Annotated in this window: 27 protein-coding genes; 16 read left to right on the top strand and 11 right to left on the bottom strand. The window is 59.5% G+C overall.

All coding sequences use genetic code 11. The features are described 5' to 3' along the window. Positions 1 to 123 precede the first annotated feature (123 nt). The gene (locus ACP7E6_RS10900) at positions 124 to 816 is read left to right on the top strand and encodes a GNAT family N-acetyltransferase (RefSeq protein ID WP_426229792.1); all 693 of its coding nucleotides are present in this window, start codon (positions 124 to 126) and stop codon (positions 814 to 816) included. Beyond that, positions 813 to 1,028 carry a hypothetical protein gene (locus tag ACP7E6_RS10895; RefSeq protein ID WP_426229791.1) on the top strand — a complete coding sequence of 72 codons (216 nt, stop codon included), beginning with the start codon at positions 813 to 815 and terminating at the stop codon, positions 1,026 to 1,028. Before ACP7E6_RS10900 ends, ACP7E6_RS10895 begins: the two co-directional genes overlap by 4 nt. Positions 1,029 to 1,031: 3 nt before the next feature. On the opposite strand, the gene ACP7E6_RS10890 is transcribed toward ACP7E6_RS10895, so the two are convergent. The 3 genes from ACP7E6_RS10890 to ACP7E6_RS10880 form a co-directional block, all read right to left on the bottom strand. After that, positions 1,032 to 2,063, bottom strand: coding sequence for a nickel/cobalt transporter (locus tag ACP7E6_RS10890; RefSeq protein ID WP_426229790.1), 1,032 nt, complete (start codon positions 2,061 to 2,063; stop codon positions 1,032 to 1,034). Next, positions 2,057 to 2,698 carry a DUF1007 family protein gene (locus ACP7E6_RS10885; protein ID WP_426229789.1) on the bottom strand — a complete coding sequence of 214 codons (642 nt, stop codon included), beginning with the start codon at positions 2,696 to 2,698 and terminating at the stop codon, positions 2,057 to 2,059. The genes ACP7E6_RS10890 and ACP7E6_RS10885 overlap by 7 nt, the downstream gene beginning before the upstream one ends. 117 nt (positions 2,699 to 2,815) lie before the next feature. Next, complete coding sequence (locus tag ACP7E6_RS10880) at positions 2,816 to 3,715, bottom strand: LysR family transcriptional regulator (RefSeq protein WP_426229788.1); 900 nt, start codon at positions 3,713 to 3,715, stop codon at positions 2,816 to 2,818. Positions 3,716 to 4,425: 710 nt separating this feature from the next. On the opposite strand from ACP7E6_RS10880, the gene odc2 reads away from it, so the two are divergent. The 3 genes from odc2 to ACP7E6_RS10865 all read left to right on the top strand — a co-directional run bounded on the left by odc2 (position 4,426) and on the right by ACP7E6_RS10865 (position 7,121). Continuing rightward, positions 4,426 to 5,559, top strand: coding sequence for an ornithine/lysine decarboxylase (gene odc2 / locus ACP7E6_RS10875; protein ID WP_426229787.1), 1,134 nt, complete (start codon positions 4,426 to 4,428; stop codon positions 5,557 to 5,559). A 101-nt stretch (positions 5,560 to 5,660) separates the two neighbouring features. Then, the gene (locus ACP7E6_RS10870; protein ID WP_426229786.1) at positions 5,661 to 6,239 is read left to right on the top strand and encodes a GNAT family N-acetyltransferase; all 579 of its coding nucleotides are present in this window, start codon (positions 5,661 to 5,663) and stop codon (positions 6,237 to 6,239) included. 195 nt (positions 6,240 to 6,434) lie between these two features. After that, complete coding sequence (locus tag ACP7E6_RS10865) at positions 6,435 to 7,121, top strand: OmpW/AlkL family protein (RefSeq protein ID WP_426229785.1); 687 nt, start codon at positions 6,435 to 6,437, stop codon at positions 7,119 to 7,121. 67 nt (positions 7,122 to 7,188) lie between these two features. On the opposite strand, the gene ACP7E6_RS10860 is transcribed toward ACP7E6_RS10865, so the two are convergent. After that, a complete protein-coding gene (locus ACP7E6_RS10860) occupies positions 7,189 to 8,355 on the bottom strand; it encodes a hypothetical protein (RefSeq protein ID WP_426229784.1) in 1,167 nt (388 codons plus the stop codon). Positions 8,356 to 8,617: 262 nt separating this feature from the next. Here ACP7E6_RS10860 and ACP7E6_RS10855 point away from each other — a divergent pair, with 262 nt between their 5' ends. Both ACP7E6_RS10855 and ACP7E6_RS10850 read left to right on the top strand, forming a co-directional pair. Then, a complete protein-coding gene (locus tag ACP7E6_RS10855; protein WP_426229783.1) occupies positions 8,618 to 8,923 on the top strand; it encodes a hypothetical protein in 306 nt (101 codons plus the stop codon). Between the two features lie 297 nt (positions 8,924 to 9,220). Then, on the top strand, positions 9,221 to 9,664 hold the full coding sequence (locus tag ACP7E6_RS10850; protein WP_426229782.1) for a glyoxalase superfamily protein: 444 nt from the start codon (positions 9,221 to 9,223) through the stop codon (positions 9,662 to 9,664). 10 nt (positions 9,665 to 9,674) lie between these two features. On the opposite strand, the gene ACP7E6_RS10845 is transcribed toward ACP7E6_RS10850, so the two are convergent. From ACP7E6_RS10845 to ACP7E6_RS10830, 4 genes are all read right to left on the bottom strand, one after another. Further along, complete coding sequence (locus ACP7E6_RS10845) at positions 9,675 to 10,241, bottom strand: hypothetical protein (RefSeq protein ID WP_426229781.1); 567 nt, start codon at positions 10,239 to 10,241, stop codon at positions 9,675 to 9,677. A gap of 62 nt (positions 10,242 to 10,303) precedes the next feature. Then, positions 10,304 to 11,293, bottom strand: coding sequence for a WD40 repeat domain-containing protein (locus ACP7E6_RS10840; protein WP_426229780.1), 990 nt, complete (start codon positions 11,291 to 11,293; stop codon positions 10,304 to 10,306). Further along, the gene (locus ACP7E6_RS10835) at positions 11,293 to 12,432 is read right to left on the bottom strand and encodes a CobW family GTP-binding protein (RefSeq protein WP_426229779.1); all 1,140 of its coding nucleotides are present in this window, start codon (positions 12,430 to 12,432) and stop codon (positions 11,293 to 11,295) included. Before ACP7E6_RS10835 ends, ACP7E6_RS10840 begins: the two co-directional genes overlap by 1 nt. 126 nt (positions 12,433 to 12,558) lie before the next feature. Further along, positions 12,559 to 13,350, bottom strand: coding sequence for a creatininase family protein (locus tag ACP7E6_RS10830; RefSeq protein ID WP_426229778.1), 792 nt, complete (start codon positions 13,348 to 13,350; stop codon positions 12,559 to 12,561). Between the two features lie 94 nt (positions 13,351 to 13,444). On the opposite strand from ACP7E6_RS10830, the gene ACP7E6_RS10825 reads away from it, so the two are divergent. From ACP7E6_RS10825 to ACP7E6_RS10815, 3 genes are all read left to right on the top strand, one after another. Next, positions 13,445 to 13,945, top strand: a complete 501-nt coding sequence (locus tag ACP7E6_RS10825; protein WP_426229777.1) for a MarR family winged helix-turn-helix transcriptional regulator — start codon at positions 13,445 to 13,447, stop codon at positions 13,943 to 13,945. A 106-nt stretch (positions 13,946 to 14,051) separates the two neighbouring features. Then, the gene (locus tag ACP7E6_RS10820) at positions 14,052 to 15,080 is read left to right on the top strand and encodes a LacI family DNA-binding transcriptional regulator (protein WP_426229776.1); all 1,029 of its coding nucleotides are present in this window, start codon (positions 14,052 to 14,054) and stop codon (positions 15,078 to 15,080) included. Between the two features lie 28 nt (positions 15,081 to 15,108). Further along, on the top strand, positions 15,109 to 16,080 hold the full coding sequence (locus ACP7E6_RS10815) for a 2-hydroxyacid dehydrogenase (RefSeq protein WP_426229775.1): 972 nt from the start codon (positions 15,109 to 15,111) through the stop codon (positions 16,078 to 16,080). A 6-nt stretch (positions 16,081 to 16,086) separates the two neighbouring features. On the opposite strand, the gene ACP7E6_RS10810 is transcribed toward ACP7E6_RS10815, so the two are convergent. Continuing rightward, positions 16,087 to 16,845, bottom strand: coding sequence for a gamma-glutamyl-gamma-aminobutyrate hydrolase family protein (locus ACP7E6_RS10810; RefSeq protein WP_426229774.1), 759 nt, complete (start codon positions 16,843 to 16,845; stop codon positions 16,087 to 16,089). A 439-nt stretch (positions 16,846 to 17,284) separates the two neighbouring features. On the opposite strand from ACP7E6_RS10810, the gene ACP7E6_RS10805 reads away from it, so the two are divergent. The 6 genes from ACP7E6_RS10805 to ACP7E6_RS10780 all read left to right on the top strand — a co-directional run bounded on the left by ACP7E6_RS10805 (position 17,285) and on the right by ACP7E6_RS10780 (position 24,248). Beyond that, positions 17,285 to 19,594: a putative bifunctional diguanylate cyclase/phosphodiesterase gene (locus ACP7E6_RS10805; RefSeq protein ID WP_426229773.1), complete on the top strand. Its 2,310-nt coding sequence runs from the start codon at positions 17,285 to 17,287 to the stop codon at positions 19,592 to 19,594. Positions 19,595 to 19,821: 227 nt separating this feature from the next. Next, positions 19,822 to 20,571: an N-acyl amino acid synthase FeeM domain-containing protein gene (locus ACP7E6_RS10800; protein ID WP_426229772.1), complete on the top strand. Its 750-nt coding sequence runs from the start codon at positions 19,822 to 19,824 to the stop codon at positions 20,569 to 20,571. A 222-nt stretch (positions 20,572 to 20,793) separates the two neighbouring features. Next, positions 20,794 to 21,018: an aa3-type cytochrome c oxidase subunit IV gene (locus ACP7E6_RS10795; RefSeq protein WP_060639570.1), complete on the top strand. Its 225-nt coding sequence runs from the start codon at positions 20,794 to 20,796 to the stop codon at positions 21,016 to 21,018. Positions 21,019 to 21,210: 192 nt separating this feature from the next. Beyond that, positions 21,211 to 22,365 carry a Re/Si-specific NAD(P)(+) transhydrogenase subunit alpha gene (locus tag ACP7E6_RS10790; protein WP_426229771.1) on the top strand — a complete coding sequence of 385 codons (1,155 nt, stop codon included), beginning with the start codon at positions 21,211 to 21,213 and terminating at the stop codon, positions 22,363 to 22,365. Between the two features lie 61 nt (positions 22,366 to 22,426). After that, complete coding sequence (locus tag ACP7E6_RS10785) at positions 22,427 to 22,837, top strand: NAD(P) transhydrogenase subunit alpha (protein WP_113246605.1); 411 nt, start codon at positions 22,427 to 22,429, stop codon at positions 22,835 to 22,837. Between the two features lie 10 nt (positions 22,838 to 22,847). Continuing rightward, positions 22,848 to 24,248 carry an NAD(P)(+) transhydrogenase (Re/Si-specific) subunit beta gene (locus ACP7E6_RS10780; protein WP_113246606.1) on the top strand — a complete coding sequence of 467 codons (1,401 nt, stop codon included), beginning with the start codon at positions 22,848 to 22,850 and terminating at the stop codon, positions 24,246 to 24,248. A gap of 95 nt (positions 24,249 to 24,343) precedes the next feature. Here the strand turns inward: ACP7E6_RS10780 and ACP7E6_RS10775 are convergent, their stop codons facing one another. Then, positions 24,344 to 24,823 carry a DUF992 domain-containing protein gene (locus tag ACP7E6_RS10775; RefSeq protein ID WP_426229770.1) on the bottom strand — a complete coding sequence of 160 codons (480 nt, stop codon included), beginning with the start codon at positions 24,821 to 24,823 and terminating at the stop codon, positions 24,344 to 24,346. 206 nt (positions 24,824 to 25,029) lie between these two features. After that, positions 25,030 to 25,917 carry a tetratricopeptide repeat protein gene (locus ACP7E6_RS10770; protein ID WP_426229769.1) on the bottom strand — a complete coding sequence of 296 codons (888 nt, stop codon included), beginning with the start codon at positions 25,915 to 25,917 and terminating at the stop codon, positions 25,030 to 25,032. Between the last annotated feature and the right edge of the window lie 15 nt (positions 25,918 to 25,932).

Below are 25,932 nucleotides of genomic sequence, written 5' to 3'. Positions count from 1 at the left end.
CACTTTGCATTTGTGCGGATGCCTGAGCTGTCCTATGCCAGCGTCAAGGCCTTTGCATGACCGGCGCGGTTGTTTCCGAGCCGGTCTGAAGGCTGATGGTATGGTCTCTCCTGGAGTGTGCAGATGCGTGATTTGACCCATTGGACTGGCTGCCCGGCCCCAATGCCGGTGGCTCTGGAAGGGCGTTACGTCCGGATCGTGCCCTATGATCGCGCCGCGCATCTGGAACCACTGTGGCAGGCTTTTGGCGGGTTGGAGATCAATGCCCGCCTGCAGTATTTCGCGCAGGATGATTTTCGCAGCATCGAGGATTTCGACGCTTGGCTGACGGCCGCGCAGAAGGGCGGCTGGATCACCGAAGTGTTCTACGACAAGGCCAGCGGCGATGTCGTCGGCATGGCCAATTACATGCGACCCGATCCCGCCAATGGCGTGGTCGAGGTCGGCGGTGTCGCCCACTCTTTCTCGATGGCCCGCTCGCCGCTTTCCACCGAAGTGCATTACCTGATGGCCAAGCACGCCTTCGAGGATCTGGGCTATCGGCGCTACGAGTGGAAATGCGACAATCGCAACGAAGCTAGCAAGAAGACGGCCAATCGGCTCGGCTTCAGCTTTGAAGGCGTCTTCCGCCAACATATGCTATCCAAGCACGCCAATCGTGATACCGCCTGGTTCTCGATCATCGACGGCGAATGGCCGCTGCTCAATGCCGCTTTCGAAGCCTGGCTGTCGCCGGATAATTTTGCTGGTGACGGCACACAGAAGCGCAAGCTTGAAGATATTCGCACTGAACTGGCCCAAAAGGAGACCGCATGAACACCCCGGAAAAGAAGGAACGCTCGCCGGCGATTGCCGCAGCAGTCATCCTGCTTGTCGTTGGGGTGGGTTTCTTTATCCTGCCGAAAATCATGCTCTGGATCGGCACATATTCGCCTTGGCTGGCCGCAGCATTCGGCGCGGTTTTCGTGCTCGGTTTCTTCTTGATTTTCTGGCTACGAGCCCGCTACCAGCGGGGCCGCGGGCTCTAAAGTTCAGCCCTGCAGCGACGCGCCAAGCAGCACAATGCCGAGTACCAGTACCAGCATCGCACCGGAGATTTCGATGCCGTTGCTGATGCGCATGGCCGACGATCCGCTGGATGCGTAGCGCACCGCGAGGTCCTTGGCGGTTACGGCCAGTGTCGCCAGCACCGAGACGGTGATGGCCGTGCCGATCGACATCGCAAACACCGAGAGCACGCCTCCGAGATACAGACCGTTCAGAAGCGCAAAGCTCAGCACGATCAACGCGCCGGAGCAGGGGCGCAGGCCGACTGCAATGATGGCCGACCACGCTTCACGCAGTGCGAACCGATCGCCTTTCAGCATCGAAGGGTCGGGTGCATGCGCGTGGCCGCAGGTGTCGCAGACGTCGCCCGGCGCATGGTTATGGTTGTGATCGTCAGGGTGCGCGTGATGTGCATGGCTATGGCCGTGCGCATGAGCGTGCCCCTGCGTTATCGCGGGAGCTAAGCGCCGCGCCTTTAGGCCCCGCAGCTTGCGGAACAGCAGCCAGCCGCCAAAGGCGGCAATCAATGCGTAGCTCACCACTTCCAGGAAATGCGTCGCCTGCGTCATCGAGATCGACGATCCACGCAGGACGAGATAGGCGGCGCCGACGAGAAGAATGGCAACGCCCCCCTGCATCAGCGAAGACAGGAAGGATAGCAGCACGCCCCGCTTCAGTTCCGTCTCGTTGGCGATCATGTAGGAGGAAATAACCGCTTTGCCGTGGCCAGGCCCGGCGGCGTGGAAGACGCCGTAGGCGAAGGACAGCCCGATCAGCGACCAGAGATGCCACGGGTCATCCCGCATGGCTTTGATCGCTTCGGTCAGCGTATGGTAAAAGCGCTGCTGCTCCATGTTTATCCAGCCGAAGAACCCACCGAAAATACCGCCGGTGTTGAAGGATGGCTCGGCGGTGCCGATGCCAAGCGGGGATTGCGCATGGGCAACGCTGATCCCGGCGGCTGCCACGAACAGTGCCAGGCCGATCAGGCGGAGAGGACCCCGCACCGTCAGCATTTGAACTCGATTCGCGTGGCAAACATCTTCGACATGTCGGTTCCGGTCGGGTCGTTGAAGAAGGCGTCCGTCAGGCTCGCCTGGTTCTGGGCGAGCACTTCGTCCGGGTCCGGGCGCACCACTTTGTGTTCGCAGGCATTCAGCTGGTCGCCGACCGCAACGAGATCGCCGTCCGTCGGAAAATCCATCGCGGTGTACATTGTCGGGTCATAGACGCCGAACGACATATTGCCCTTGAGCGGCATCGCCTCCGCAGGCTTGACCGCGAACATCAAAAGCAACTGGCCATCCTTGTAGTCGGCGGTGATTTCATTCGGCTTATCGACCTTGATGGTTTTGCCGTTTTCGGTGATCGTCGTGTAGTAATTGTACTCCGCCAGCGAATCCAGAACGGTCTGGCCGACTTCCTGCAACTCGTCTGGATCGAGCTGCGCATTGGAATTCTTGTCGAAATCCATCACAACGCTGGCGGAAAACAGTTCGTCGAAGCGCCAGACATTGCGCAATTCGGTGATCCGGTTCGTGTTATCTGCCACGATCTCAAGCCGGGCCTCGGCGAAGATATGCGGATGGGCAAATGCTGCGCAGGGCGCAAGCACGGCCGCTGCCGCCAAGATCAGAGAGGATCGTTTCATGCTGTGATGATTCCTTTGGCTATTTCGGGCGCAACGCCAACACTCTTGCAATGCCAACACTCTTGCAATGTATGTCAAATGGGACGGAATTGGGACTTTCTGGCCGTGGCGGCCCCGTCATTTTTCCGCGTTCTTGCGAAACCAGTGATGCAGGAAATCGACGAACGTACGCACCTTGGTCGGCAGATAGCGCCGGTGCGGATAGATCGCGTAAATGCCGCGATCCTTCGGTACATAGTCTTCAAAAATCGAAACCAGCGTGCCGGCGGTGATCTTCGGCCGGGCGATGAAATCGGGAACGCTGGCGACACCCATGCCGGATTCCGCCGCCCGCACGGCAGCAAGCGGGCTGTTGACTTCGATCGGCCCGCCAACTGGAACGCTGAAGCCTGTGCCGTCCGGCTCGGTGAAGCGCCAGTTGCTGTAGGACCGCCCATTGGTGTCGATGATGCAGGAGTGGCGCGACAGCTCGGACGGGTGATTAATCGGTCCGAATTCCTCAAGAAACGCCGGTGTCGCGCAGTACAGAACCTGGAAATCATCGAGCTTGCGGGCGATCAGCGTCGAATCCTCCAGCTTGGTGATGCGGATCGCCACGTCAAAACCTTCTTCCACCAGATCGACGAAACGGTCGTCTGAGATGATCTCCAGCGACAGTTCGGGATGGGCCTTGCCGAAATCGATCAGCGACTGGCCGATTTCGGCATCGACGAAAGTGCGCGGTGCGGAAATGCGCAGGCGACCCTTGAGATCGGAATTGCTGGCGCGAACCAGGTCAGCGAGGTTGTCGATCTCCTTGAGAATCTCCGATGCCGTGCGGTAATAGGTGTGGCCCGCCTCCGTGAGCGAAAATTGCCGGGTCGTGCGGTTCAACAGAAGGGCGCCGAGTTCATCTTCCAGCTCCCGCACATATTTCGACAGCAGCGCCTTTGAGCGTCCGACGCGCCGTGCTGCCGCCGAAAATCCCTCGGCATCGACGACGTCGATGAAAGCGCGTATGCGGGTTAATGTATCCATCGGGCTGCTGTTCCTGCCTGCTTGGGCCACCGCCCCGTTTCTGATTCGCTATTTTCGTCGCGGCAACGATAAACCGGAGTTGCCGGCGTCCGAAAGACTGCGGGCGACGTTAACATTTGGCATTCCGGAAAAACCGGAAGCTGTTTTCCAAAAGTGGCTATAAAACAAGGCCTTGGTTTTCACAGGAAGTGTACGGCGATTGTTCAGCGCTTGTGAACATCTTAACGGGCTTTGTTGCGAATAAAAAATCAACAGCCGATTTGAAAAAGGTCTTGATTACGACAAGGTTTTTTCTTATCTCCGCTGCAGCCCAAAGTCGCACGTGCCCATGGGTGTCCGCCGACCCTCGAATTTGGTGAGGAAATCGGTAAGGTACCTGGAATTAACCCCTCCAGTCGCTCCTCCGGCCAACCGGAAAATGCGAGGACATCTGAAGCAACGACGGTGCGGGCCTTTTTGTTCTCTCCCTGCTTTCCATCAGCGGGGGTTACTGAAGAGGCACACCTTCATTGCCGGAAGTGCGGTAGGGTCATCCTTCCAATCAATGGCAGACAAAGCGGATCAAAGCTCTTGGCGGGGCGTTGTTCCATCATTCGCGCATCGTGCGCATGTCTGGATCCGGGGTCTCCACCGGCTGGTTCCGGGACATGTTCGCGTATGTCCTTTGTCCTCCACGGTTTCGTGGAGCGTACCTGATTGGGGATAGAACCATGACGACTGCACGTATCATCGACTTCCTGAACACCCGACGTCCCGAAGGCCCTTGCCTTGTGGTTGACCTCGATGTCGTGCGCGACAATTTCAAGGCTTTCCGTCACGCTCTGCCGGACAGCTCGATCTACTACGCCGTCAAGGCAAACCCGTCGCCGGAAATCCTGCGTCTGCTCGCCTCCATGGGCTCCAACTTCGATTGCGCCGGCGTGGCCGAAATCGAAATGGCGCTTGATGCCGGTGCGACTGCTTCGCGCATTTCCTTCGGCAACACCATCAAGAAGGAACGCGATATCGCCAAGGCGCACGCGCTCGGCGTCTCGCTGTTCGCCGTCGATAGCCATGAGGAAGTCGAAAAGATCTCCCGTGCAGCACCCGGCGCCCGCGTATTCTGCCGCGTCCTGACGGACGGCGAAGGTGCTGAATGGCCGCTGTCGCGCAAGTTCGGCTGCGTCCCGCAGATGGCCGTCGACGTTCTCGTCTACGCACATCAGCTGGGTCTCGTCTCGCACGGCGTCTCGTTCCATGTCGGTTCGCAGATGACCAAGGTCGATGCCTGGGATTCGGCTCTTGCCGATGCCAAGCGCGTCTTCGTGCAGCTGGCCAAGCAGGGCATCGAGCTGAAGATGGTCAACATGGGCGGCGGTTTTCCGACCAAGTACCTGCGCGACGTGCCGTCGGCTGAAGCCTACGGCCAGGCGATCTTTTCGTCGCTGCGCAAGCACTTCGGCAACAACCTGCCGGAAACCATCATCGAGCCGGGCCGCGGCATGGTCGGCAATGCCGGCGTGATCAAGGCGGAAGTCGTCCTGATCTCGAAGAAGTCGGACAATGACAACCACCGCTGGGTGTTCCTCGACATCGGCAAGTTCGGCGGTCTCGCCGAAACCATGGACGAAGCGATCCGTTACCCGATCCGCACCATCCATGATGCCGACGAAAAGGAGCCCTGCGTTCTGGCCGGCCCGACCTGCGATTCGGCCGACGTGATGTACGAGAAGAACATGTATCCGCTGCCGATCACACTTTCGATCGGCGACGAAGTTCTGATCGAGGGCACCGGCGCCTATACGACGACCTACTCGGCCGTGGCCTTCAACGGTTTCGATCCGCTGAAGGCCTACGTCATCTGATTGGCGTCATCTGAAAAGTCTGCTCCGGGTCAAGCCGGAGCAGCACCTTCACAATTTGTCTTCGATACCGTTTGAATCGGTTTTGAGTACGGGAGGCCAAGATGGCCGCTGTTCTTAATTCTGTCCGCGCCTTCTTTGCGCAGAATGCCTTCACTATCGACACCGAAAATCCGGGCGACGTCGTCGCGCGCGAAAATCTGCTTGATCAGGCCATGGGCCCGAACCGCCGCCGCAAGTCGTCCGAGACGCTGCGCCGTGGCCGCGTTCCGGCTGAAGGTCTGGCGCTGGTTGCCCGCGATCCGGATGGCCATGTCATCGGCACCGTGCGCCTGTGGAACGTCGAAGCCGGCGTCAGCCGCGAAGGCGTTCCCGTCGATGCGTTGATGCTTGGCCCGCTGGCGGTCGATGCCGCCTACGAGGGGCGGGGTATCGGCGGTGCCTTGATGCGTGCGGCCATCGGCGAAGCAAAGGCCCGTGGTCACGGTGCCATCCTGCTGGTCGGCGACGCGCCGTATTACGAGCGCTTCGGCTTCTTTGCTGCCAAGGCACAACACCTCGTCATGCCCGGTCCGTTCGAGCGCAACCGTTTTCTGGCGCTGGAACTGAAGGACGGCTGGCTGGAGGGCGCTGCCGGCATCATGGTCGCGAGCGGCTGCGCCTTCGCCAGGGCGGCACGGTAAATAGGGTGAGAAAGCCCTGCCTCAAGCAGGCAGGGCATTTCCTGTAACATGGATGCAACGGTCTTCGCCGGTTGCTTCCCGTGAGCGAAATTGTGCAGTCTCGCTTCTCATACATTGATTTGAATCAAAGCATTGCCGCTCCGTGGGCGTAGTCCTCCCTTGTCAAAGTCATTCGACATTTCAAGGAGAGGCAATATGAGATACGGACGCGCAGTGATCGCTCCGCTGGCGGCGGGATGTGCAGTGTTCCTGACGGGACAAGCCGCAGCGGCAGATTTGGCGCAGGCTCCGCTGGAGCCGGTCTCCATCGAGAGCCTGACGGCCCGCAACCCCTGGCAAATTCGCGTGCGGGCGCTGGGCGTCATCACGCGGGACAGCGGCTCTATCGACGGCGTGCCCGGCTCCGATCTCACCTACTCCGATACCTTGGTCCCGGAACTCGATATCAGCTATTTCTTCACCGACAATATCGCCGCCGAACTGATCCTCGGCACCACCTATGCCAATATCAATGAGGATGGGGCGGTCGGTGTGCCGGTCGGCAAGGCCTGGCTGCTGCCGCCCACTGTGACGCTGCAATACCATTTCACCGATTTCGGCGCGTTCAAGCCCTATGTCGGGGCGGGCATCAACTATTCGTTGTTCTACAATCAGACTGAAAAAGCCGGCTTCAGCAATCTCGACGTCAAGAGCCATTTGGGTGCGGCTCTGCAGGTCGGTTTCGACTATATGCTGGACGACAATTGGGGCATCAACTTCGACGTCAAAAAGATCTTTCTCAAAACCGACTGGTCGGCCGATCACGATACGCTCGGTCCCTTGCGCGGCAAGGCCAAAATCGATCCCTGGCTGATCGGCACGGGCATTACCTATCGTTTCTAGCCGCGGCCAAGCACGCTTCGCCGTTGCTATGGGATGCCGTTATCAAACGCGGCATCCCAAGCGTATTTTAGAATGAGCCACTAACGCGGGCTGTGACCTCGCTGCCCTTGTAATTATTGGCCGGGTCCGCCTCTGTCTGTTTGACATGGGCATAGCCGAATTCGAATTTCGGTTTCTTCTCCTCGCCAAGCGTCAGCTTGACCGAGACGTTCCGCGTCGTTCGGTCGTAGGCATAATAGACATATTCGCTTTCGCTGCGATCGTAGGCGAGCGTCACTTTTGCCCACGGATTGAGCTGGCGGGATACCGAAATCTTATAGCCATCGACCACCTCCGCCAGCGCATCGTCTATATCGCCAATGGCGACGTCATGTTTGTAGGCGGCGGCGAACTCGAGTTCGGCCGGGGCTTTCCACTTGGCTTCGCCGCGCAGATAGGGGCGGCTTTGCCGTCCGCCGTGGCTGAGGTTGTCGCTGGACAGCACGATGATACCGGCTTCGGCGATCAGCGACAGGCTTCCGGTGAATTCCTTGCCGTAGGCGAGGGAGCCGCGCAAGGTCGAGGCCGGAAAGCGGGCGTAGACGGCCTGCTCATCCTTATCGATCATCGATTGATTATACTCGAGACAGAGGCAGAGTTCGCCGCCTTTGGCCGCGATGAAACGGCTGGCACCGAGCGTCAGAAGCCCGACATCGGGGTCCAGCTTGGCAGGCCTCAGCAGGTCGGTCGTGAAGTGCGCATCGCCTTTGAGTAATTGGCTTATCTTTGCTGTGAAGACCGTTTTGTCCCCAAACGCGGCGGTTGTAATTTTTCCGCCAACCTGAACGGCGCGGTCCACTGCCCTGTATCCGATGATGTTTCCCGGAAGTTGCAGGAAGACATCTCCGGAACTGTTGCGGATGTAGGAGCCTTCAAGCTCGACTACTGCGTCTTTTCCCAGCTGTTGCGCATATCCAAGGTTGAATCCGGTTTCATGCGTGTCGCCAAACCGGCAGTCGCCGGTTCGCAGCTCTTCCTGATAGATTGCATAGCTGAGCTTCGCGTCATCCTGGCCGACCGTACCTCTCAGTTTGAGAGAGCCTTGCCAAAATGGACCAGAAAGCGGGTCTGGGCTTTCCAAAAGATTGCTCGAATAACCCTGCTTGGTCCAATATTCGACAGTTGTCTCACTCCGCGCCGCCCGTGCCAACGGCAGCAATGCCATGGTCAGCACGGTGATCAGCAAGGTGCGCATTCATGAATTCCTCAACTTAAGGTTTCTTAAGTACACTCTGCAGTTAGATGGTTAAATAACTCCTATGGATGCCTTCGGTCCAGGTGTTCAAGGCTATTTCCAGCAGTTGCAGTCGTGAACTTAACTGATTTATAATAAATGTTAAAGTTGTATTTATTATGGTTAACAATTTATTATGAATTCCTTATCTGCTTGAGTGTTTTGATTTCAAGAATATCCTCCTGGTTGTGCACAAGGGATGCACGAACAACGGAGGTAAGACATGAACTTCAAATCCGCATTCATCGCATTCGCCTCTCTCGCGGCTGTTGCTGCGCCGGTTTCTCCGGCTTCAGCCGGCGGCCTCTCGCTCAATCTGTTCAACGGCAAGGGTAACGGCATTGCCAATGGCGGCATCGTCATCGCGCCAGCCGTGGGCGTTGGTGATGTCCTTTCCGGCAACAACGTTCTCAATGGCGCCCTGAACGGCAGCGGAAATGGCATTCTCAGCGGCATCCTTTCGGGCAACAACACCGGCATCCTTGGTCTCGGTGTCCTCTCTGGTGATGGCGGCAAAAAGCGCCGCTAGCACTGAGACGCAGGGAGAGGGGTTAGCCCCTCCTCTCCCTGCCGTCGATCGGGGCTGCATGACAACGGTGGGCGATGCTTGATGGTAACGCCGGCCGTCTTGCGTTGGGCCATATTTGACAGGGGCTGCGCAATGGATTACATGCCCGGCCACGGGTGAGAACCCCGGCCGTCCGCAAGCTCCAAGCTTTTGGTGAAGTCTCTCGTTCTTCTTCGGTCGTCCATCCTTGTGGCGTGCGAACGGCGGCAAGGCGGACCCCCTCCGAATGATTGCACGCTCCATGTTGGAGACTGAACGATGCGTGGATCGATCCCGCTTCCCTCACTCGATGCCCTGAAGGACCAGGCAAAGCGGCTACGCGCCGGTCTTGCCGCCGGCGGTCAGGACATCACCCATTCGAAATCGCTGGAGCTTCTGGCAGCCCAATACGGCTTTCGCGACTGGAACACGCTGCATGCTGTGGTCGGCAACCGGCCGCCGCTCAATCCATGGATGCTTGGCTCGCGGGTCAAGGGCCATTACCTCGGCCAGCGCTTCGAAGCGACAATCCTCGGGGTGCAGGCCGTGACTGCACAACCCGGGCGCTACCGGCTGACACTGGATTTCGACGAAGCCGTGGATGTCGTCACCTTCGACAGCTTCTCGGCTTTCCGTAAACGCGTTCATTGCACGATCGATGAAACCGGGCGAACGGTGGAGAAAACTTCGAACGGCCGGCCGCAGGTGGAACTGGCGTGGTGAAAACGGATCTTCAGGTCTCCGCGAGGAAAGCACGTCCTCGCGGCGAGATCCGGTAGCCGCTCTGCAGACTTTCCGTCAGGCCGAGCTCTTTCAGCTTACGGATTTTCTGCTTGAGGGCGGCTTTTTCAAAGCCGATGCTCGCGGCGAGCTCTCCGGCCGTGATGCCGTCACGTGCGGCGATCAGCCGAAGCGTTTGCAACGTCCAGGGAATATCGCCATCGAAGGCAGTCAAGCGACGCCGTAGTTCGCCGTGCTCGCCGGAGCCAAAATCGGTGATATCGCGCAAGGCCACCCTCGGATCCGCACCGAGAAGATGAAAAGCGATGCGATAGAGGGCGCCCGCGCGTTGTCCAGCTATATCGGCAAGCAGCGCGTCCAGCGAAGAATAGCCTGAACACGAGGCATCCTCATTGGTGAGGCCGCCAGCATCCACGATGTCGATCGCGTCGATGGCGAGCACGCCGGCAGCGGTGCGCAATGTGCCGCCGGCCCGCACGGTCGGCTTTTGCCAACGCCGGAACGCCAGCGTCACGTCACCTTTGGCAATCCCGGCGAGCACATCCTTTTTGAACAGCATTCAACGATTTTCGCGCGGCAGGTCCTGATCGTCAAGCCTGCTGCTGATGGTCAAGCCCGGCGTCAGCCGGCGATATCGACGACGCCGCAATCGCCTGCTTCCGAGCCGAAAGCAAGCTGCCTGCCGTTCTTGTGCCAGGCCATGGCGGTGATCGCGCCCTTGCCGGGGCGGCGCAGTAGCACTTCCTTACTGTCGGTGAAGCGCACCACCATGATCATGCCGTCGGCATAGCCGATCGCCGCGATCTCTTCGACGGGATGACAGCAGACCTGCGTCACCATGATGTTGGCGCGGGTGCCGAGTTCCAGCGGTGCCTTGCCCATTGGGCCGTCCTTGGCCTGGAAGGGCCAGACGATTGCCGCAGGGGCGCCAGAGGATGCCAGCCATTTGCCCTTGGCGGACCACGAAATCGATTTGATCTTGGCCGGATAGCCGGTCATCCGCATATGGCGGGTCTCGGCGCCGGGCTTGGTGTCGAGTTTCCAGCCGTGCAGCGCATTTTCCTGCATCGAGGTGACGACGAAACGGCCGTCGGGCGAGAAGGTGACGCCGGTATGGGCGCCTTTCCATTCCAGGTCGACCGGCTGGCCTGCAATCGCCACCCAATGCAGCGAGACGCCGTTATAGCGTGCAAGCGCAATGCGCAGGCCCTTGGGCGCAAAGGCAATGCCCTCGACGGTGCGTTCCTCGGCGAAATCCTTGACGGTTCCATCGGCCAGCCGCACATGCGCGGTCTTGCCATAGGCATAGGCAACCGCACCTTGAGGTCCGGCAGCGACCTGCGAAATCCACTTGCGCGGAACATTGGCGAGTTCGGCCGTTATGCCATCCGCCTTGACGCGCAGCACCTTGCCGTCTTCGCCGCCGGTCAGCAGCGTGTCGGTTGCTTCATCGCGGATGCAGGAGAGCAGGCCCTCATGCGCCTCGATGGTCTTGTGGCCGTGATCGAGGCTGTGGATGAGGCCGGAGGATTCGGCAAAGAACGGGATGTCGCCGAGAAAGGCCACGCCAGCGACGTGACCTTGGAGGTCGAGAGGAGCAACTGTCGGCATCAGTGAGCTGCGGCCTCGGCGGGAACGGCCTCGCAGGCCTTGAACGTACGTTCGAGCTTTTCGCGGTCCAGTTCGCGGCCGATGAAGACCAGACGGCTTTCGTGCTTTTCTCCGTCCTTCCAGGCGCGCTGGTGGTCGCCCTCGATGATCATGTGCACGCCCTGAACAACGTAACGCTCAGCATCGTCCTTGAAGGCGATGATGCCCTTGAGGCGCAGAATGTTTGGACCTTCCGTCTGGGTGATCTTCTGGATCCAGGGGAAGAAACGGTCCGGGTTCATCTCGCCGCCGCGCAGCGAAACCGACTGCACCGTCACGTCATGAATCGGCGAAGGAGCGTGATCGTGATGATGGTGGTCATGGCCGTGATGATCATGATCGTGGTGGTCGTGATCACGACCATGGTCATGGTCATGATGGTGATGATCGTGGCCGCAATCCGGACCACACGCATGGTCGTGGTGGTGATCATCGTGGTCGAGGAAATGCGGTTCGTTTTCCAGCGCCCGTTCCAGGCTGAAGGCGCCCTGGTCCAGCACCTTGGTCAGGTCGATATTGGAGCGCTCGGTGCGGTGAATGCGGGCGGACGGATTGATCGCCCGTACGGTGGCTTCGATCTTCGCCAGTTCTTCCGGCGTGACCAGATCGGTCTTGTTCAGCAAAACGACATCGGCAAAGGCGATCTGGTCTTCGGCTTCGCGACTATCCTTCAGGCGCAGCGGCAGGTGCTTGGCATCGACGAGCGCTACGACGGCGTCGAGTTCGGTCTTGGCGCGCACGTCGTCATCCATGAAGAAGGTCTGGGCGACCGGCACCGGGTCGGCAAGGCCGGTGGTTTCGACGATGATCGCATCGAAGCGGCCGGGACGGCGCATCAGGCCTTCGACAACGCGGATGAGGTCACCGCGCACGGTGCAGCAAACGCAGCCATTGTTCATTTCGTAGATTTCTTCGTCGGATTCGACAATCAGGTCATTGTCGATGCCGATCTCGCCGAATTCGTTGACGATGACGGCGTATTTCTTGCCGTGGGCTTCCGTCAGGATGCGGTTCAAAAGCGTCGTTTTGCCGGCGCCGAGATAGCCGGTGAGCACGGTGACGGGAATGGGCTTGGCGGCAGCTGTGGTTGCTTCGGTCATGGGAACCTCGGAAAAATCGGGATGCCTTCGGGCACAGGGGTATCGCTGATATAGGAGATGGAAGGCGTCAGCGCAAATGCGGGCGCGATCTTCACGCTGTTTTTCTACGCGTGGGATGGTCGCTGCTTAGCGCAAGGTGGAGAGATCGAAGGCGGCAACATCCTGCAGCAACTCGACAATGCCGGTCACCGCGTGGGCAGTCAGCTGCTCGCCACGCTCGGCCGTCGCCGCCGACGCGTCACCGGCAACACCCTGCGCGTTCAGATCCGACATTTTCCAGCCAAAGGCGTGCGGGCCATAGGCGCGAAGATGTTTGAAACGAAGGGTAAAGTCTGACTGGTGTGAGGTAAAGCGCTGTGCCTTTGCCATATCCACCCTGTCCGGATACATCGCCAGCATCACCGACGTCTCGATAGCGCCGCCGTGAATGTCGATCGCCTTGTCTTCCGGCCTGATCCAACCATCAGGTTGCCCGAACCGCGTCCAGCTGGTCGCCACCGCCAGCATGTTGAAGCGGACGCGCGCCTCCGTCGCAACAATGGTCATCAGCGGGGAATTGCCGCCATGGGCGTTCAGCATGACGAATTTGCGGATGCCCTTTTCGTTCAGATCCTGCGCAATGCTGAGCCAGCGTTGCACCGCCTCATCATATCCCAGCGAACGCGTGCCTTCGACGTCCAGATGCTCGATCGAATAGCCGACAGGTTCCGTCGGCAGAACCGTGACGGGCAGGGACGGTGGCAGGCGGGCGATGAGCCGTTCGGCGAGACCCTCGGCAATCAGCGTATCGGTTTCGAACGGCAGGTGCGGTCCGTGCTGTTCATGGGCGCCGAGCGGCAGTACGGCAATCCAGTCCGCTCTCGCTGTGGGCGGAAGATCGGAAACATTGTCTTTCCAATGCGGTGCGGGGACTGTCATGCTCCTGAGAGCCTTTCGGTTGTACTTGCGGTATGGCCGTCATCTGAGTCATACAGGTGACGGATGGCCGCGCAAGAAATTTGGTGGAGGACCGATGGGAAAGAAGAGCAAGGCCGAAAAGAAAGCCAAGGGCGGCAAGAAAAAACGGCAGGACGTCGAAGTCCACGCGCAGGACCTCGCATCTGTGCTGGTGCAGGCGGCGCGCTCGATGCGCACTGTGCTGTCTCGCAACCTGCTTGAAAGCGGGCTCTATGCCGGCCAGGACGGCGTCATGCTGGCGTTGGCCGAAACCGACGGGCTGACAGCGGGTGTTCTGGCGATGAAGCTCGGCGTCAAGGCACCGACCATGACCCGGACCGTCGGCCGCATGGAAGCCCAAGGGTTTCTGGAGCGCCGGGCCGACAATGAGGATGCCCGGCTGACCAAGGTCTATCTCACCACCCTTGGCCGGGACCGGCTGCAGACCATTGCCGAAGCCGGCAAGATTTCTGAAGACATGGCGACCAAGGGTCTGACCGAAAAGCAGATCAAGACGCTGATGAAGCTTTTGCGCGCCGTCGATGGCAATCTCCAGGGCACGGCTGCAGAAGAATAGGGCCTCCCTCATGCCGTGCCTTAATTGGCGATTGCAGCGACAATTTAAACAGTTTAAAGAGGATTTAAAAATAGCGGTATTGAGCCGGGATACCTGAGGGGGAAACGTGGCGCAGAAGATCAAGCTCTCCACCATTGCGGAAACGCTTGGTGTGTCCACGGCAACCGTTTCCCTAGCATTGCGCGATAGTCCGCTTGTGGCCGCCATGACCCGCGACAAGATCAAGGAACAGGCCCGCGCACTCGGCTATATCTATAATCGCCGCGCCGCCAGCCTTCGGACCTCCCGCTCCGGCATCATTGGCGTCGTCGTGCATGACATCATGAACCCGTTCTACGGCGAAATCCTCAAAGCCATCGAGGCCGAACTCGACCGCGACCGGCAGACCTTCATTCTATCCAACCATTACGATTCCGTCGAAAAGCAGCGCGCCTTCATCGAGACGCTGCTGCAGCTCGGTGGCGACGGTGTCATTATGTCGCCCGCCATCGGCACGCCGCCGGAAGATATCATGCTTGCCGAAGACAATGGCATGCCGGCCATCCTGATCGCCCGCTCGATCGAGGGCCTCGACGTGCCGATCTTCCGGGGTGACGATGCTTATGGCATCTCGCTTGCCACCAATCACCTGATCAGCCTTGGTCACCGCGTCATCGCCATGGTCGGAGGCACGGACCAGACCTCGACCGGCCGCGACCGCTATCAGGGCTACGTCAACGCGTTGCGCAAGGCTAATATCGATGTCGATCCGGACCTGCGCATTCCCGGTCCCCGCTCCATGCAGGGCGGCTTCGAAGCTGCCGTGCATCTGCTTTCCCTGCCGCAGAAACCGACGGCCGTGGTCTGCTGGAACGATCTTGTCGCCATCGGCATGATGAACGGCATTGCCCGCGCCGGCCTCGTTCCGGGTCGCGATGTGTCGGTCACCGGTTACGACGATCTCGAGGAAGCCTCGATCTCGACGCCGGCGCTGACCACTGTCTGGAACGGCCAGTCCGATGTCGGCCGCAGTGCCGCCCGCGCTTTGCTCGACAAGCTGAACGGCAGCCACGAGCCGGATGGTATCCACCTGATCAAGCCCGAAATGCGGATCCGCCAGTCGACCGGCCCGCTCCGGCCCCAGTCCACCGAATAACTCGATCCAATTCCGCAAGGAGCACACCATGTCCAACGGCCGCCCGCGTATTCTCGTGCCCGGAAAAATGAGCCAGCGTGTGCTCGACCGTCTGCCGGATCATTTCGAGCCCGTTTTCGTCGCGGCCGCCGATCCCACGCTGGTGACGGCCGACCTTGCAGCCGGTGTTTCCGGGATCGCCGTCCAGGGTAAGATCGCGGCCGAATTCATCGACGCTTTTCCAAACCTCGAAATCATCGCCAATTTCGGCGTCGGTTACGATGGTGTCGATGCGGGCCACGCGGCAAAGCGTGGCGTTGTCGTCACCAATACGCCGGATGTGCTGACGGAGGAGGTGGCGGATACGGCGATCGGCCTGCTGCTCAATACGCTGCGGCGTTTTCCGGCGGCCGAACAATGGCTGCGCCAGGGCCGCTGGGTAAAGGACGGCGCTTTCGCGCTATCGCCGCTGACGCTGCGCGGCCGCACGGTCGGGCTTTACGGCCTCGGCCGCATCGGACTGGCGATTGCGAAGAGACTGGAAGCGTTCGGCGTTTCCATCGCCTATCATACCCGCACGCCGCGCGAGGGGCTGGCCTATAGCCATTATCCGACACTGAAGGGCATGGCTGAGGCGGTTGATACGATCATCGTGATCGTCCCCGGTACCGAAAGCACCCGCAAGACGATCAATGCCGAGGTTCTGGAAGCCTTGGGGCCGCAGGGCGTGCTGATCAATGTCGGACGCGGCACGACCGTGGACGAAGCGGCCCTTGCCGATGCGCTGCAGCGCGGCGTCATTGCCGCTGCCGGTCTCGATGTCTTCGAGAATGAGCCGCAGGTGCCCGAGGCGCTGCTGGCCTTGCCGAACGCCTCGCTGCTGCCGCATGTCGGCTCCGCCTCGCAGGCGACGCGCAATGCCATGGCCGATCTGGTCGTCGATAATCTTGTTGCATGGTTCGAAAACGGCGCCGCGTTGACGCCGGTTGCTGAAACACCGTTCAAGCGGAAGACGGCGTAAAGGCCGTCAAGACTTCCTTTTCGCCGCAGCATATTCTCGAACGGCATCGCCGAATGCCCGAAACAAGGTCGAGGACGGTGCGTCCTTGCCGACCCAGTATTCCGGATGCCATTGCACGCCGACGGCAAAGGCTTTTGCGTCGATAACGGAGACGGCCTCGATCGTGCCGTCTTCGGCGACGGCTTCCACGGCCAGACGCGGAGCGGCCTTGGAGATTGCCTGCCGGTGCAGCGAATTGACCCGTACTTCGCCGGCACCGAGCACCGAGGCGAGACAGCTGCCTTCCTTGACGACGACGTTCTGGCGGATGCCATAGGCAATATCGAGATCCGGCACATCCGGCTTGCGGTGATCCGAAATGCCGGGCAGATCCTGGATTTCGTTTGCCAGCGTGCCGCCGAGCGCAACGTTCAGTTCCTGGATGCCGCGGCAAATGGCGAGCAGAGGCACGCCGCGCTCGAGCGCACGGCGGATCAGCGGAAGGCTTGTCGCGTCGCGGCCGGGGTCGAAAGGACCGTGGCCCTTCGTCGCTTCCTGTCCATACAGCGAGGGATGCACATTGGTGCGCGATCCGCTGACAAGAACACCATCCACCCGGTCGAGGATTTCGTCGGCGTCGTTGCCGCTCTCAAGGGCTGGAACGAGAAACGTCATGACGCCGGAGCCTTCGACGGCTGCACGGACATATTGGTGCGGCGTGGCATGCCAGACGTTGCCGTCGAATGCTCTGAAATCGGCGGGTATGGCAACGACGGGTTTTGGCACTGCGAGATCTCCACTGGCGGCTCGTCGCTCCGCGAAGCAAGGCCTTATGTCACGTTATCAAGCCATTGCCGTCGAGGACAAGGGAAGTCAATCCCGTTGACGGCGGTTCTGTGCGTAAACCGGTTGCGTGCAACTGGCAAGATTTGGCCCTTTGCCTTAGAATTGGAGTAACCATTGCGGCAGATAAATTGAAGGGCAGAAATCAGAAGAAATATCCGGGCTGGCGCGCAGCGTATAACCGGTTCGAAGTTGAATCCATGCACGGTTGTACAAAAACAATAATCCTTAGCGCCAGCTGCAATACTGGGTTGAAATATTTCAATAATTCAGTATCTGGACCACACACCCTAATATATGGGAGGATTTTTTCCGGTAAGCGCGCGAAATCTTTCGTTAAACCCTCGGGAATAACACTTCGCCAAACCGGAGCAGGGGGTTCATGAATTCAAATGAACAGAGCGCTCTTCCGACCGATGTGTACCTTTCGTTCGTAAGCTCGCTTTACGATTACCGCCAGATGCTTTTGATCGGCATGCTGTCGCATGTCGTGACATTCCTGCTCGTTTTTGCAAAAACCAGTGATCCCTTTTTCATCGGCTGCACGATTGCGATTGTGCTGATCTGGTTCGTTCGCGGTATCGATATGCGCCGGTTCGATCGCGAAGATCTGGCTTCGCTGGATTTTGAAGGCATTCGCCGCTGGGAAAACCGCTACAATGCTGGCGGTGTCTGCGCCACCATCACGCTCGGTATGGCGTGCGGCTATGCCATTCTCGTCACTCGCGACCCCTTTGCCGAGCTCGCCTGCATTTCCGTGACGCTCGCTACCATGGTGTCGCTCGTCGGTCGTAATTACGGTTCGGCCCGTGCGGTCGTCGTCATGTCCCTATCGGCCTGCGTGCCGATCATCCTTGGGTTGCTTGGCCTGATGGATGGGTTCATGGCCATTCTGGCCGTGTTGATCGTGCCGTTCATCCTGACGACCTGGTCGATGGCGCGCGGGGTGCGCGAAACGCTGCACAGGAATGTGCTGGCTGCGCGCGAGATATCGACGATCGCCGGCCGGTTCGACCTCGCCCTCAACAACATGCCGCATGGCCTGTTCATGCTCGATGCCGGCCACCGCATTCTGGTTGCCAACCGGCGCGCCTGCGAGCTTCTTAATCTGGGCGATAAAGAACGTCTCAAGGATTGCCATCTCGATGCCGTGCTGCGCTATGGCGTCCGTCACACATTTTTGGAGCAGGATCAGGCCAAGCAGGTCCTGAAGCAGTTGGACCAGTTGATGCAGGGCATGCAATCGCGTGCGCTTATCCCTTTTTCTGATGATCTGTTCCTCGAATTTTCCGCAAGCCGGCGCGCCAGTGGCGGTATCGTGCTGATCTTTGAAGACGTGACGGCGCGCGTGCGGGCGGAAAAAAAGATCCTACAGATGGTCCGGTTCGATACGCTTACCGGCTTGCCCAATCGCGACTATTTCGGCGAGCTTGTCGGCAACGCGCTGGTCGATCAAAGCCGTACGGGCCTCACCGGTTTCATGGTTCTTGATGTCGCCGAGTTCAAGCATGTGAACGATACGCGCGGCCACGTCGTCGGCGACAGATTGCTGTGTGCGATCTCCGAACGATTGAAGAAGGTGACGGGGGAAAATGCGATTGCGGCCCGCCTGATGGGCGATGAATTCGTCTTGTTCTTTTCAGGCGAAAACAACCGGCGTGTCCTCGAAGAGCGCATGCGGGCGGTGCATATGCAAATGCGTGGCATTTATTTCGCCAGCGGATTTACCTTCAATATTTCGATGAGCGCAGGCTATGTGATCGCCGATAGTTCCGATTTCCGGTTGGAAGACATGCAGATCAAGGCCGACCTTGCGCTATTTGAAAGCAAGAGCCGCGAAAAAGGCAGCTGCACTGCGTTCGAAGCGGAAATGGATGCGAACTATCTTGACCGGCAGAAACTGAAGACAGATCTGCGCGAGGCTATCGCAATGGGCGGGCTGTCGGTTGCCTATCAGCCGATGTTTCTCGCCGATGGCTCCCGCATCGAATGCTGTGAGGCGCTGGCGCGCTGGACCCATCCGGAACGCGGCCCAGTTCCGCCGGATGTGTTCATTCAATTGGCCGAGGAAATCGGTGTCGTTTCCAGCATTACCAAATTTATGCTGCGCCAGGCGTGCCTTGATTGCCTGGAATGGCCCAGCCACATCGCCGTTTCCGTCAATCTCTCGGTCCTTGACCTGCGCAATGGCGAAATTATTCCGACCGTCACGGACATTCTGTCGGAAACCGGGCTGGATCCGTCCCGGCTTCACCTTGAAGTAACGGAGAGCTGCCTGATGGAAGAGGCGGCCAAGGTGCAGATGATTCTCCAGGAGCTGCGCGCCCGCGGCATCACCATCGCCATCGACGATTTCGGAACGGGATATTCGAGCCTCAGTTATCTCGATGCGCTGCCGCTCGATATCATCAAGATCGATCGCTCCTTCGTGCGCAATATCCGCGAGGATGCCCGCCGCTTCAAGCTTCTGCGCGGCATGGTCAACCTATCGCGCGAGCTGGGGTTGAAGATCGTTATCGAAGGGGTCGAGACAAGTGATCAATTGGCGCTGATCAATCAGTATAAATGTGCCGACCTGATACAAGGTTACGTCTTCGCTGCCCCCATGCCGTCGCTGGCGATCGAAAGCCTGTCGGACACATTGCTGAAGAAGCTGTCCGTGCCAAAACGGCGCAATCGGCCCACTGCGTAGATTTTCAGCCTTTCACCGCTTTTACTTGCAACCCGATCGCGTGATAGGTGCGTAACACCGCAAGAGCACCAGTTTCAAGCTGTTAAGCGGTCAAGAAATGCAATGGTAATTTAGCATTAACTGTCTGTTAACCTTAACAAATGGTTTATGATTAATGATCCATTAAAACATTGTGAGGTGCCTCCGTTTGGACGATGAATGCCCCTTCAACGGGGGCGTTTGATGAAATGAAAGCGGAGCAGCAGAACAGGTTTTCAGAGCGACTGCTGGAACTGTTGGATCATGTAGAATATCGCCGGGTCGAGACGGGCGAGGACATGGAAGATGTCGCCCGTATCCGTTTCAAGGCCTACAAGATGGCCGACATCCTGCCCTTGTCTGGCACGATGCTGATCGACGATATCGATTTCGACAGTCACGCCTATGTTTTCGGTATCTATTTCGAAGAGCGGCTGATCAGTACCGTGCGGGTGCATCATGTGACGCCCGAGCATCGTGTCAGCTCGTCCGGTTCGGTCTTTGGAGCGGAGATTGACAGCTTTCTGGACGCGGGCCTGTCGTTGATCGATCCGGTCCGGCTTGCCGCCGATCCCGAAATCCTGCGGGAAATGCCGGCCATCCCCTATCTCACCCTGCGCGTCGCCACCATGGCGTCCGAGCATTTCGACGTCGACCGCTGCCTGTCGCTGGTCAAGCCGCAGCATGCCGCCTTCTACAAGCGGGTCTTCGATGCCGACACGATCGTCTCCCCGCAAAAGAATTGCGGCAACTACAAGATCGACCTGACACTGTTGGCTGCCCGCGTCCGCGAAATCCGGCCCTGGCTCTATACCCGTTTTCCATTCTTCGATTCGGAACCGTTCGAGCGGCGCATGATGTTTGGGGATGACCGGGAAACCCAGTATGCACCGCTGACGGTGCTGCCGACAGCCCGCCTGGCATTGACGATGCAGAGCCGCGCGCGCAGCCAGGCCTGATCAGGCTTTCGTGTTGTTGCAACAGTCGTCTGATCAACCGTTATGCCGCATGGCGCGCCTGCAGTTTTCGTTGCGTTTGACCGTGGCTTTGTGTAAGGCCACCTATGCGCGATCGATGTCTCCGGGCACTCTGGATGCGCATAGAATGGAAGAGAGACGAGATGCCGCGCTCGCCGCCAAGGGCAGAGTAGGGTGCGGCTGAATTTCAGGGAGATATGGACGATGGCTGAACATCATTCCGGACCGGCCGAACTGGGCGCACCGATGGATTATGCCGAACACGAGAAGACATACAATTTCTTCCTTGAGGCGACGAAAATTGTCACGATCTTCTGCGTCGCGCTGCTGATCGCCATGGCTGCCGGTTTCTTCACCAGCGCCGGTTTCTTCACCGCCTTCGTCCTCTTCGTTCTCCTCAATATCGCCGGTTTCGTGCTTCTGCGCTGACCGGTTTTCCAAAGTTTTGATGAAAGCGGCACTTGGGAGTGAGGTGCCGGCTTTTCCATGGCCCGGTGATTGCCGGGCCGGGAGAGACATGCGCGCAGGCCACCAAAGGGCGGCTCAAGGCGCGATTATCGAGTGTACGGGAAAGTGGAAATCGCGGCCCGCCGTGTTCCAGCCCGTGTCAGGGAGGAACCTGTGGCAGAGACCGTATTCATACCGTTGGAAACATTTCCGGGCGAGGGCCGTATCGCGGCGTCACCCGAAAGTGTGAAGAAGCTCAAGACCCTCGGCTTCGAGGTTGTCGTTCAGGCCGGTGCCGGCACCTTGTCGCGCATTCCGGACGGCGAGTTCGAGAAAGCCGGCGCGCGGATCGGTTCCGCTGCCGATGCGGCGAGCGCCGATGTGGTGCTGAAGGTACGGCGCCCAACATCCGCAGAGGTCACAGGTTACAAGCCCGGTGCCATCGTGCTGGCAATCATGGATCCCTATGGCAACGAGCAGGCATTGGCGGATATGGCCAAGGCCGGCGTTTCGGCGTTTGCGATGGAATTGATGCCGCGCATCACCCGCGCCCAGTCGATGGACGTGCTGTCGTCGCAGGCAAACCTTGCCGGTTACCAGGCGGTGATCGAAGCGGCATCCGAATATGACCGGGCCATGCCGATGATGATGACGGCTGCGGGCACTGTTCCTGCGGCGAAAGTCTTCGTCATGGGCGCTGGCGTTGCCGGTCTGCAGGCGATCGCCACGGCGCGGCGTCTCGGTGCGGTCGTGTCCGCGACCGACGTGCGTCCGGCCTCCAAGGAGCAGGTCGCCTCGCTCGGCGCTAAATTTATTGCGGTCGAGGACGAGGAATTCAAGGCGGCCGAAACATCTGGCGGCTATGCCAAGGAAATGTCGGCCGAATACAAGGCCAAGCAGGCGGCGCTGACCGCCGAGCATCTGGCCAAACAGGATATAGTCATCACCACGGCGCTGATCCCCGGCCGTCCGGCACCACGCCTGATTACCCGCGACATGCTGAAAGCCATGAAGCCCGGCTCGATCGCCGTCGATCTCGCTGTCGAACGCGGCGGCAATGTCGAAGGTGCTGTGGCCGATCAGGTGGTCGAGGTCGAGGGCGTCAAGGTTGTCGGCTACACCAATATGCCGGGCCGCATCGCGGCTTCCGCCTCGGCGCTCTATGCCAAGAACCTCGTGACGTTCCTCGAGACCATGGTCGGCAAGGAAACCAAGGTGCTTGCCCTCAATGTCGAGGACGAACTGGTCAAGGCGACGATGCTGACGCATGGCGGTGCCGTGGTGCATCCGAGTTTCGCCGCAGCGCCCGTGGTCGCAGCAACAGCTTAAAATTGGAGAGGGTAGCGTGCGTGCTTCGGGGAGAAGCGTGGCTGCCTAAGGGAGAGATATGATGGCCAATGAGATGCTCGACAAGGCGATCGGAGACCTCGACCGGGCGGTCGAGGCGGTGCGCACCGCCGCCGAATATGTGCCGGATGCCGCCGGCAATGTTGTCCACGGGCTGTCCGGCGGCGCGATCGATCCGTTCGTGTTCCAGCTGGCGATCTTCGTCCTGTCGATCTTCGTCGGCTATTATGTCGTCTGGTCGGTAACCCCCGCACTGCACACACCGCTGATGGCGGTCACCAACGCGATTTCCTCGGTCATCGTCGTCGGCGCGCTTCTGGCCGTTGGCATCTCTGCCTCCGGCCTTGCCACCGGCTTCGGCTTCGTGGCGCTGGTTCTCGCTTCGGTCAATATATTCGGCGGCTTCCTGGTGACCCAGCGCATGCTCGCCATGTACAAGAAAAAAGAGAAGTGAGGCTGCCGTCATGAGTGCCAATATCGCAGCCTTCCTCTATCTGGTTTCCGGCGTCCTGTTCATCATGGCGCTGCGCGGCCTGTCGCATCCGACCACCTCGCGCCGGGGCAATATCCTCGGCATGGTCGGCATGGGCATCGCCATCGTCACCACACTCCTGCTCGCCACCCCGTCGTTTGGCGGACTGGTGCTGATCGTGCTCGGCCTTGCCATCGGTGGCGGTGCCGGTGCCTATATCGCCCGCTCGATCCCGATGACCTCGATGCCGCAACTGGTCGCCGGGTTCCATTCGCTGGTCGGCCTTGCCGCCGTTCTGGTCGCGGCCTCCGCACTTTATACCCCGTCCTCCTTCGGCATCGGCGAGATCGGCGGAATCCATGCTCAGGCGCTGGTCGAAATGGCGCTTGGTGTCGCCATCGGCGCCATCACCTTCACCGGCTCGATCATCGCCTTCCTGAAGCTCGATGGCCGCATGTCCGGCAAGCCGATCATGCTGCCGTTCCGCCATGTCATCAACTCAGTGCTTCTGTTGCTGATCATCTTTTTCATCGTCGGGCTTGCGGCTTCGGAAAGCCATTTCGATTTCTGGGCGATCGTCGTTCTGTCGCTGGCGCTGGGCGTTCTGCTGATCGTCCCGATCGGCGGCGCCGATATGCCGGTGGTCGTCTCGATGCTGAATTCCTATTCCGGCTGGGCCGCCGCCGGTATCGGCTTTACGCTCGGTAATTTGGCGCTGATCATCACCGGCGCGCTGGTCGGCTCGTCGGGTGCGATCCTGTCCTACATCATGTGCAAGGGCATGAACCGTTCCTTCATCTCGGTCATCCTCGGCGGCTTCGGTGGCGATACTGCAGCGGCTGCCAGCGATGATGGCGTCGTGCGCACCGTCAAGCAGGGCTCGGCCGATGACGCCGCCTTCCTGATGGCCAATGCGTCGAAAGTGATCATCGTTCCGGGTTACGGCATGGCGGTGGCGCAGGCGCAGCACGCGGTTCGCGAACTGGCGGATGCGCTGAAGAAAAACGGCGTCGAGGTAAAATATGCCATCCATCCGGTCGCCGGCCGTATGCCGGGCCATATGAACGTGCTGCTTGCCGAAGCCAACGTGCCCTATGACGAAGTCTTCGAGCTGGAGGATATCAACTCCGAATTCGCCCAGGCCGACGTTGCCTATGTCATCGGTGCCAACGACGTCACCAACCCGGCGGCGCGCGACGACAAGACCTCGCCGATCTATGGCATGCCGATCCTCGATGTCGACAAGGCCAAGACCTGCCTGTTCGTCAAGCGTTCGCTCGGCTCCGGTTACGCCGGTATCGACAACACGCTGTTCTACAAGGACGGCACCATGATGCTGCTCGGCGACGCCAAGAAGATGACCGACGATATCGTCAAGGCCATGAACCATTGATGATGAACCGCTGACGGTTCTTCGCAGATGCTGGAACACAAAAATGCCCGCCGGCGAGGCGGGCATTTTTGCGACTGGAGGTCAGGATGCTTGGCTTAGATGGCAGCCGGTGCCAGCGTTATCTTCTCGACGCCAACAGCAATATTCAGTCCTTCCTGGACTTGAACGTTGACTGGCTGCAGCATGAAGGCCTTATCGATCCCACCGCCGAGAACTTTGGCGCCTGCACCCGCAGCAAAACTTGCGTCGGCGCCAACGCCATAATATTCGCCGCTCAGCGGGAAGTTGGCATCGCTGGCGCCGGTCTTGGCCAGCACATCCCATATCATCACGCTCTTCCCGGTCTGGCCGAGATCGATGCCGAATTTCTGGATCTTGCCGTCATAGACGGCAGCCGGGCCACCGGCCGCCGATGTATAGGTGCATCTCAGCGCCTTCTCGGATGTGACGATCATACCTACGCCGCCTTCAGAGCCACAAACCAGCCGTCCAACAGTCACGTAGTTCGCGGCACCTGCCGGTGCGACCCAAATCGCAGCAAGTGCGGCGGCGGCGATGATTGCGCGTTTTACCATGATTTTACTCCTATTCGACCCGGACCTGCAATCCGGTTGCAGAGGGCGTGTATTTCGCTGTGCGCATCCTAACTCTGGAAACGATGCGCTGACGGCCTGATAACGGCTCGCGGGATGGATGGTTCCGCTGCGGTGCGACAAACAGGCAATAAAAAACCCGCTGCGGTGGCAGCGAGTCCAATTTCGTCCGGACATTGGGTGAGCTGTCAGCCGGCGGCTTTCACCCGTGCGAGACCGGCGCGGGCTGGTTCATACTTGGAATCCAGCGACAGCGCGTGGCCATAGGACTTTGCCGCTTTCGCCTTGTCGCCGCGGCGCTCGTAGACCAGCGCCTGGTTGGCCCAGGATTCGGCGATCTTGCCGTTCAGGTTGATGGCCGTGTTGAAATCAGCAAACGCATTGTCGTCGTCATTGGTCGCGACGTAGGAAATGCCGCGGCCGTTATAGGGCTCTGGGGCATTCGGCGACAGCGAGATCGCCGTCGAGAAGTCCTCGATCGCCTGCGCATGCTGCTTGCGGGCCTGATAGATCAAGCCCCGATTGTGGTAGGCGCGAGGGTCCGTCGTATCGAGTTCGATCGCCTTGTTGAAATCGGCAAAAGCCTGATCCAGTTGACCGGCCTGGCGGTAGAGATTGCCGCGGCCGATAAAGGCTACGTCGTAGCGCGGATTGAGTTGCAGAGCCATGTTATAGTCCGACTGCGCCGCAGACTGGTCGCCCATGTTGCGTTCGACAAGCGCCCGGTTGGCATAGGCCTGGTAGAAACGCGGATTGAGTTCGATCGCCTTGTTGAAATCAGCCAGAGCCCGGCGGAATTCGCCGGCGCGGCCATAGGCCGAACCGCGGACATTGTAGCCTTCCGGGTCGCTCGGATTGGCGGAGATCACGGTGGACAGGGAGGCGATGTTCTCGTCTGATCCCTGCGCCCGCTCGACGCGCATCATGTTGCTCGGCGTGTCTGCGGTGGTGCAGCTTGACAGCATCAGCGCGCCGGTCACGGCAAGCATGGAGGCGAGGAAAACACCGCGCCGATTGGAGCGCCCGGCAAAGCCGGTATGGTCGGAAAAGTCCGCAGTCCTGGCAGTCGATGTCAAGATTGATTCCCTCAA

The sequence above is a fragment of the Pararhizobium sp. DWP3-4 genome (assembly GCF_049898205.1).
Lineage (GTDB): Bacteria > Pseudomonadota > Alphaproteobacteria > Rhizobiales > Rhizobiaceae > Pararhizobium.
This window is presented reverse-complemented; position numbering and strand designations above follow the sequence as displayed.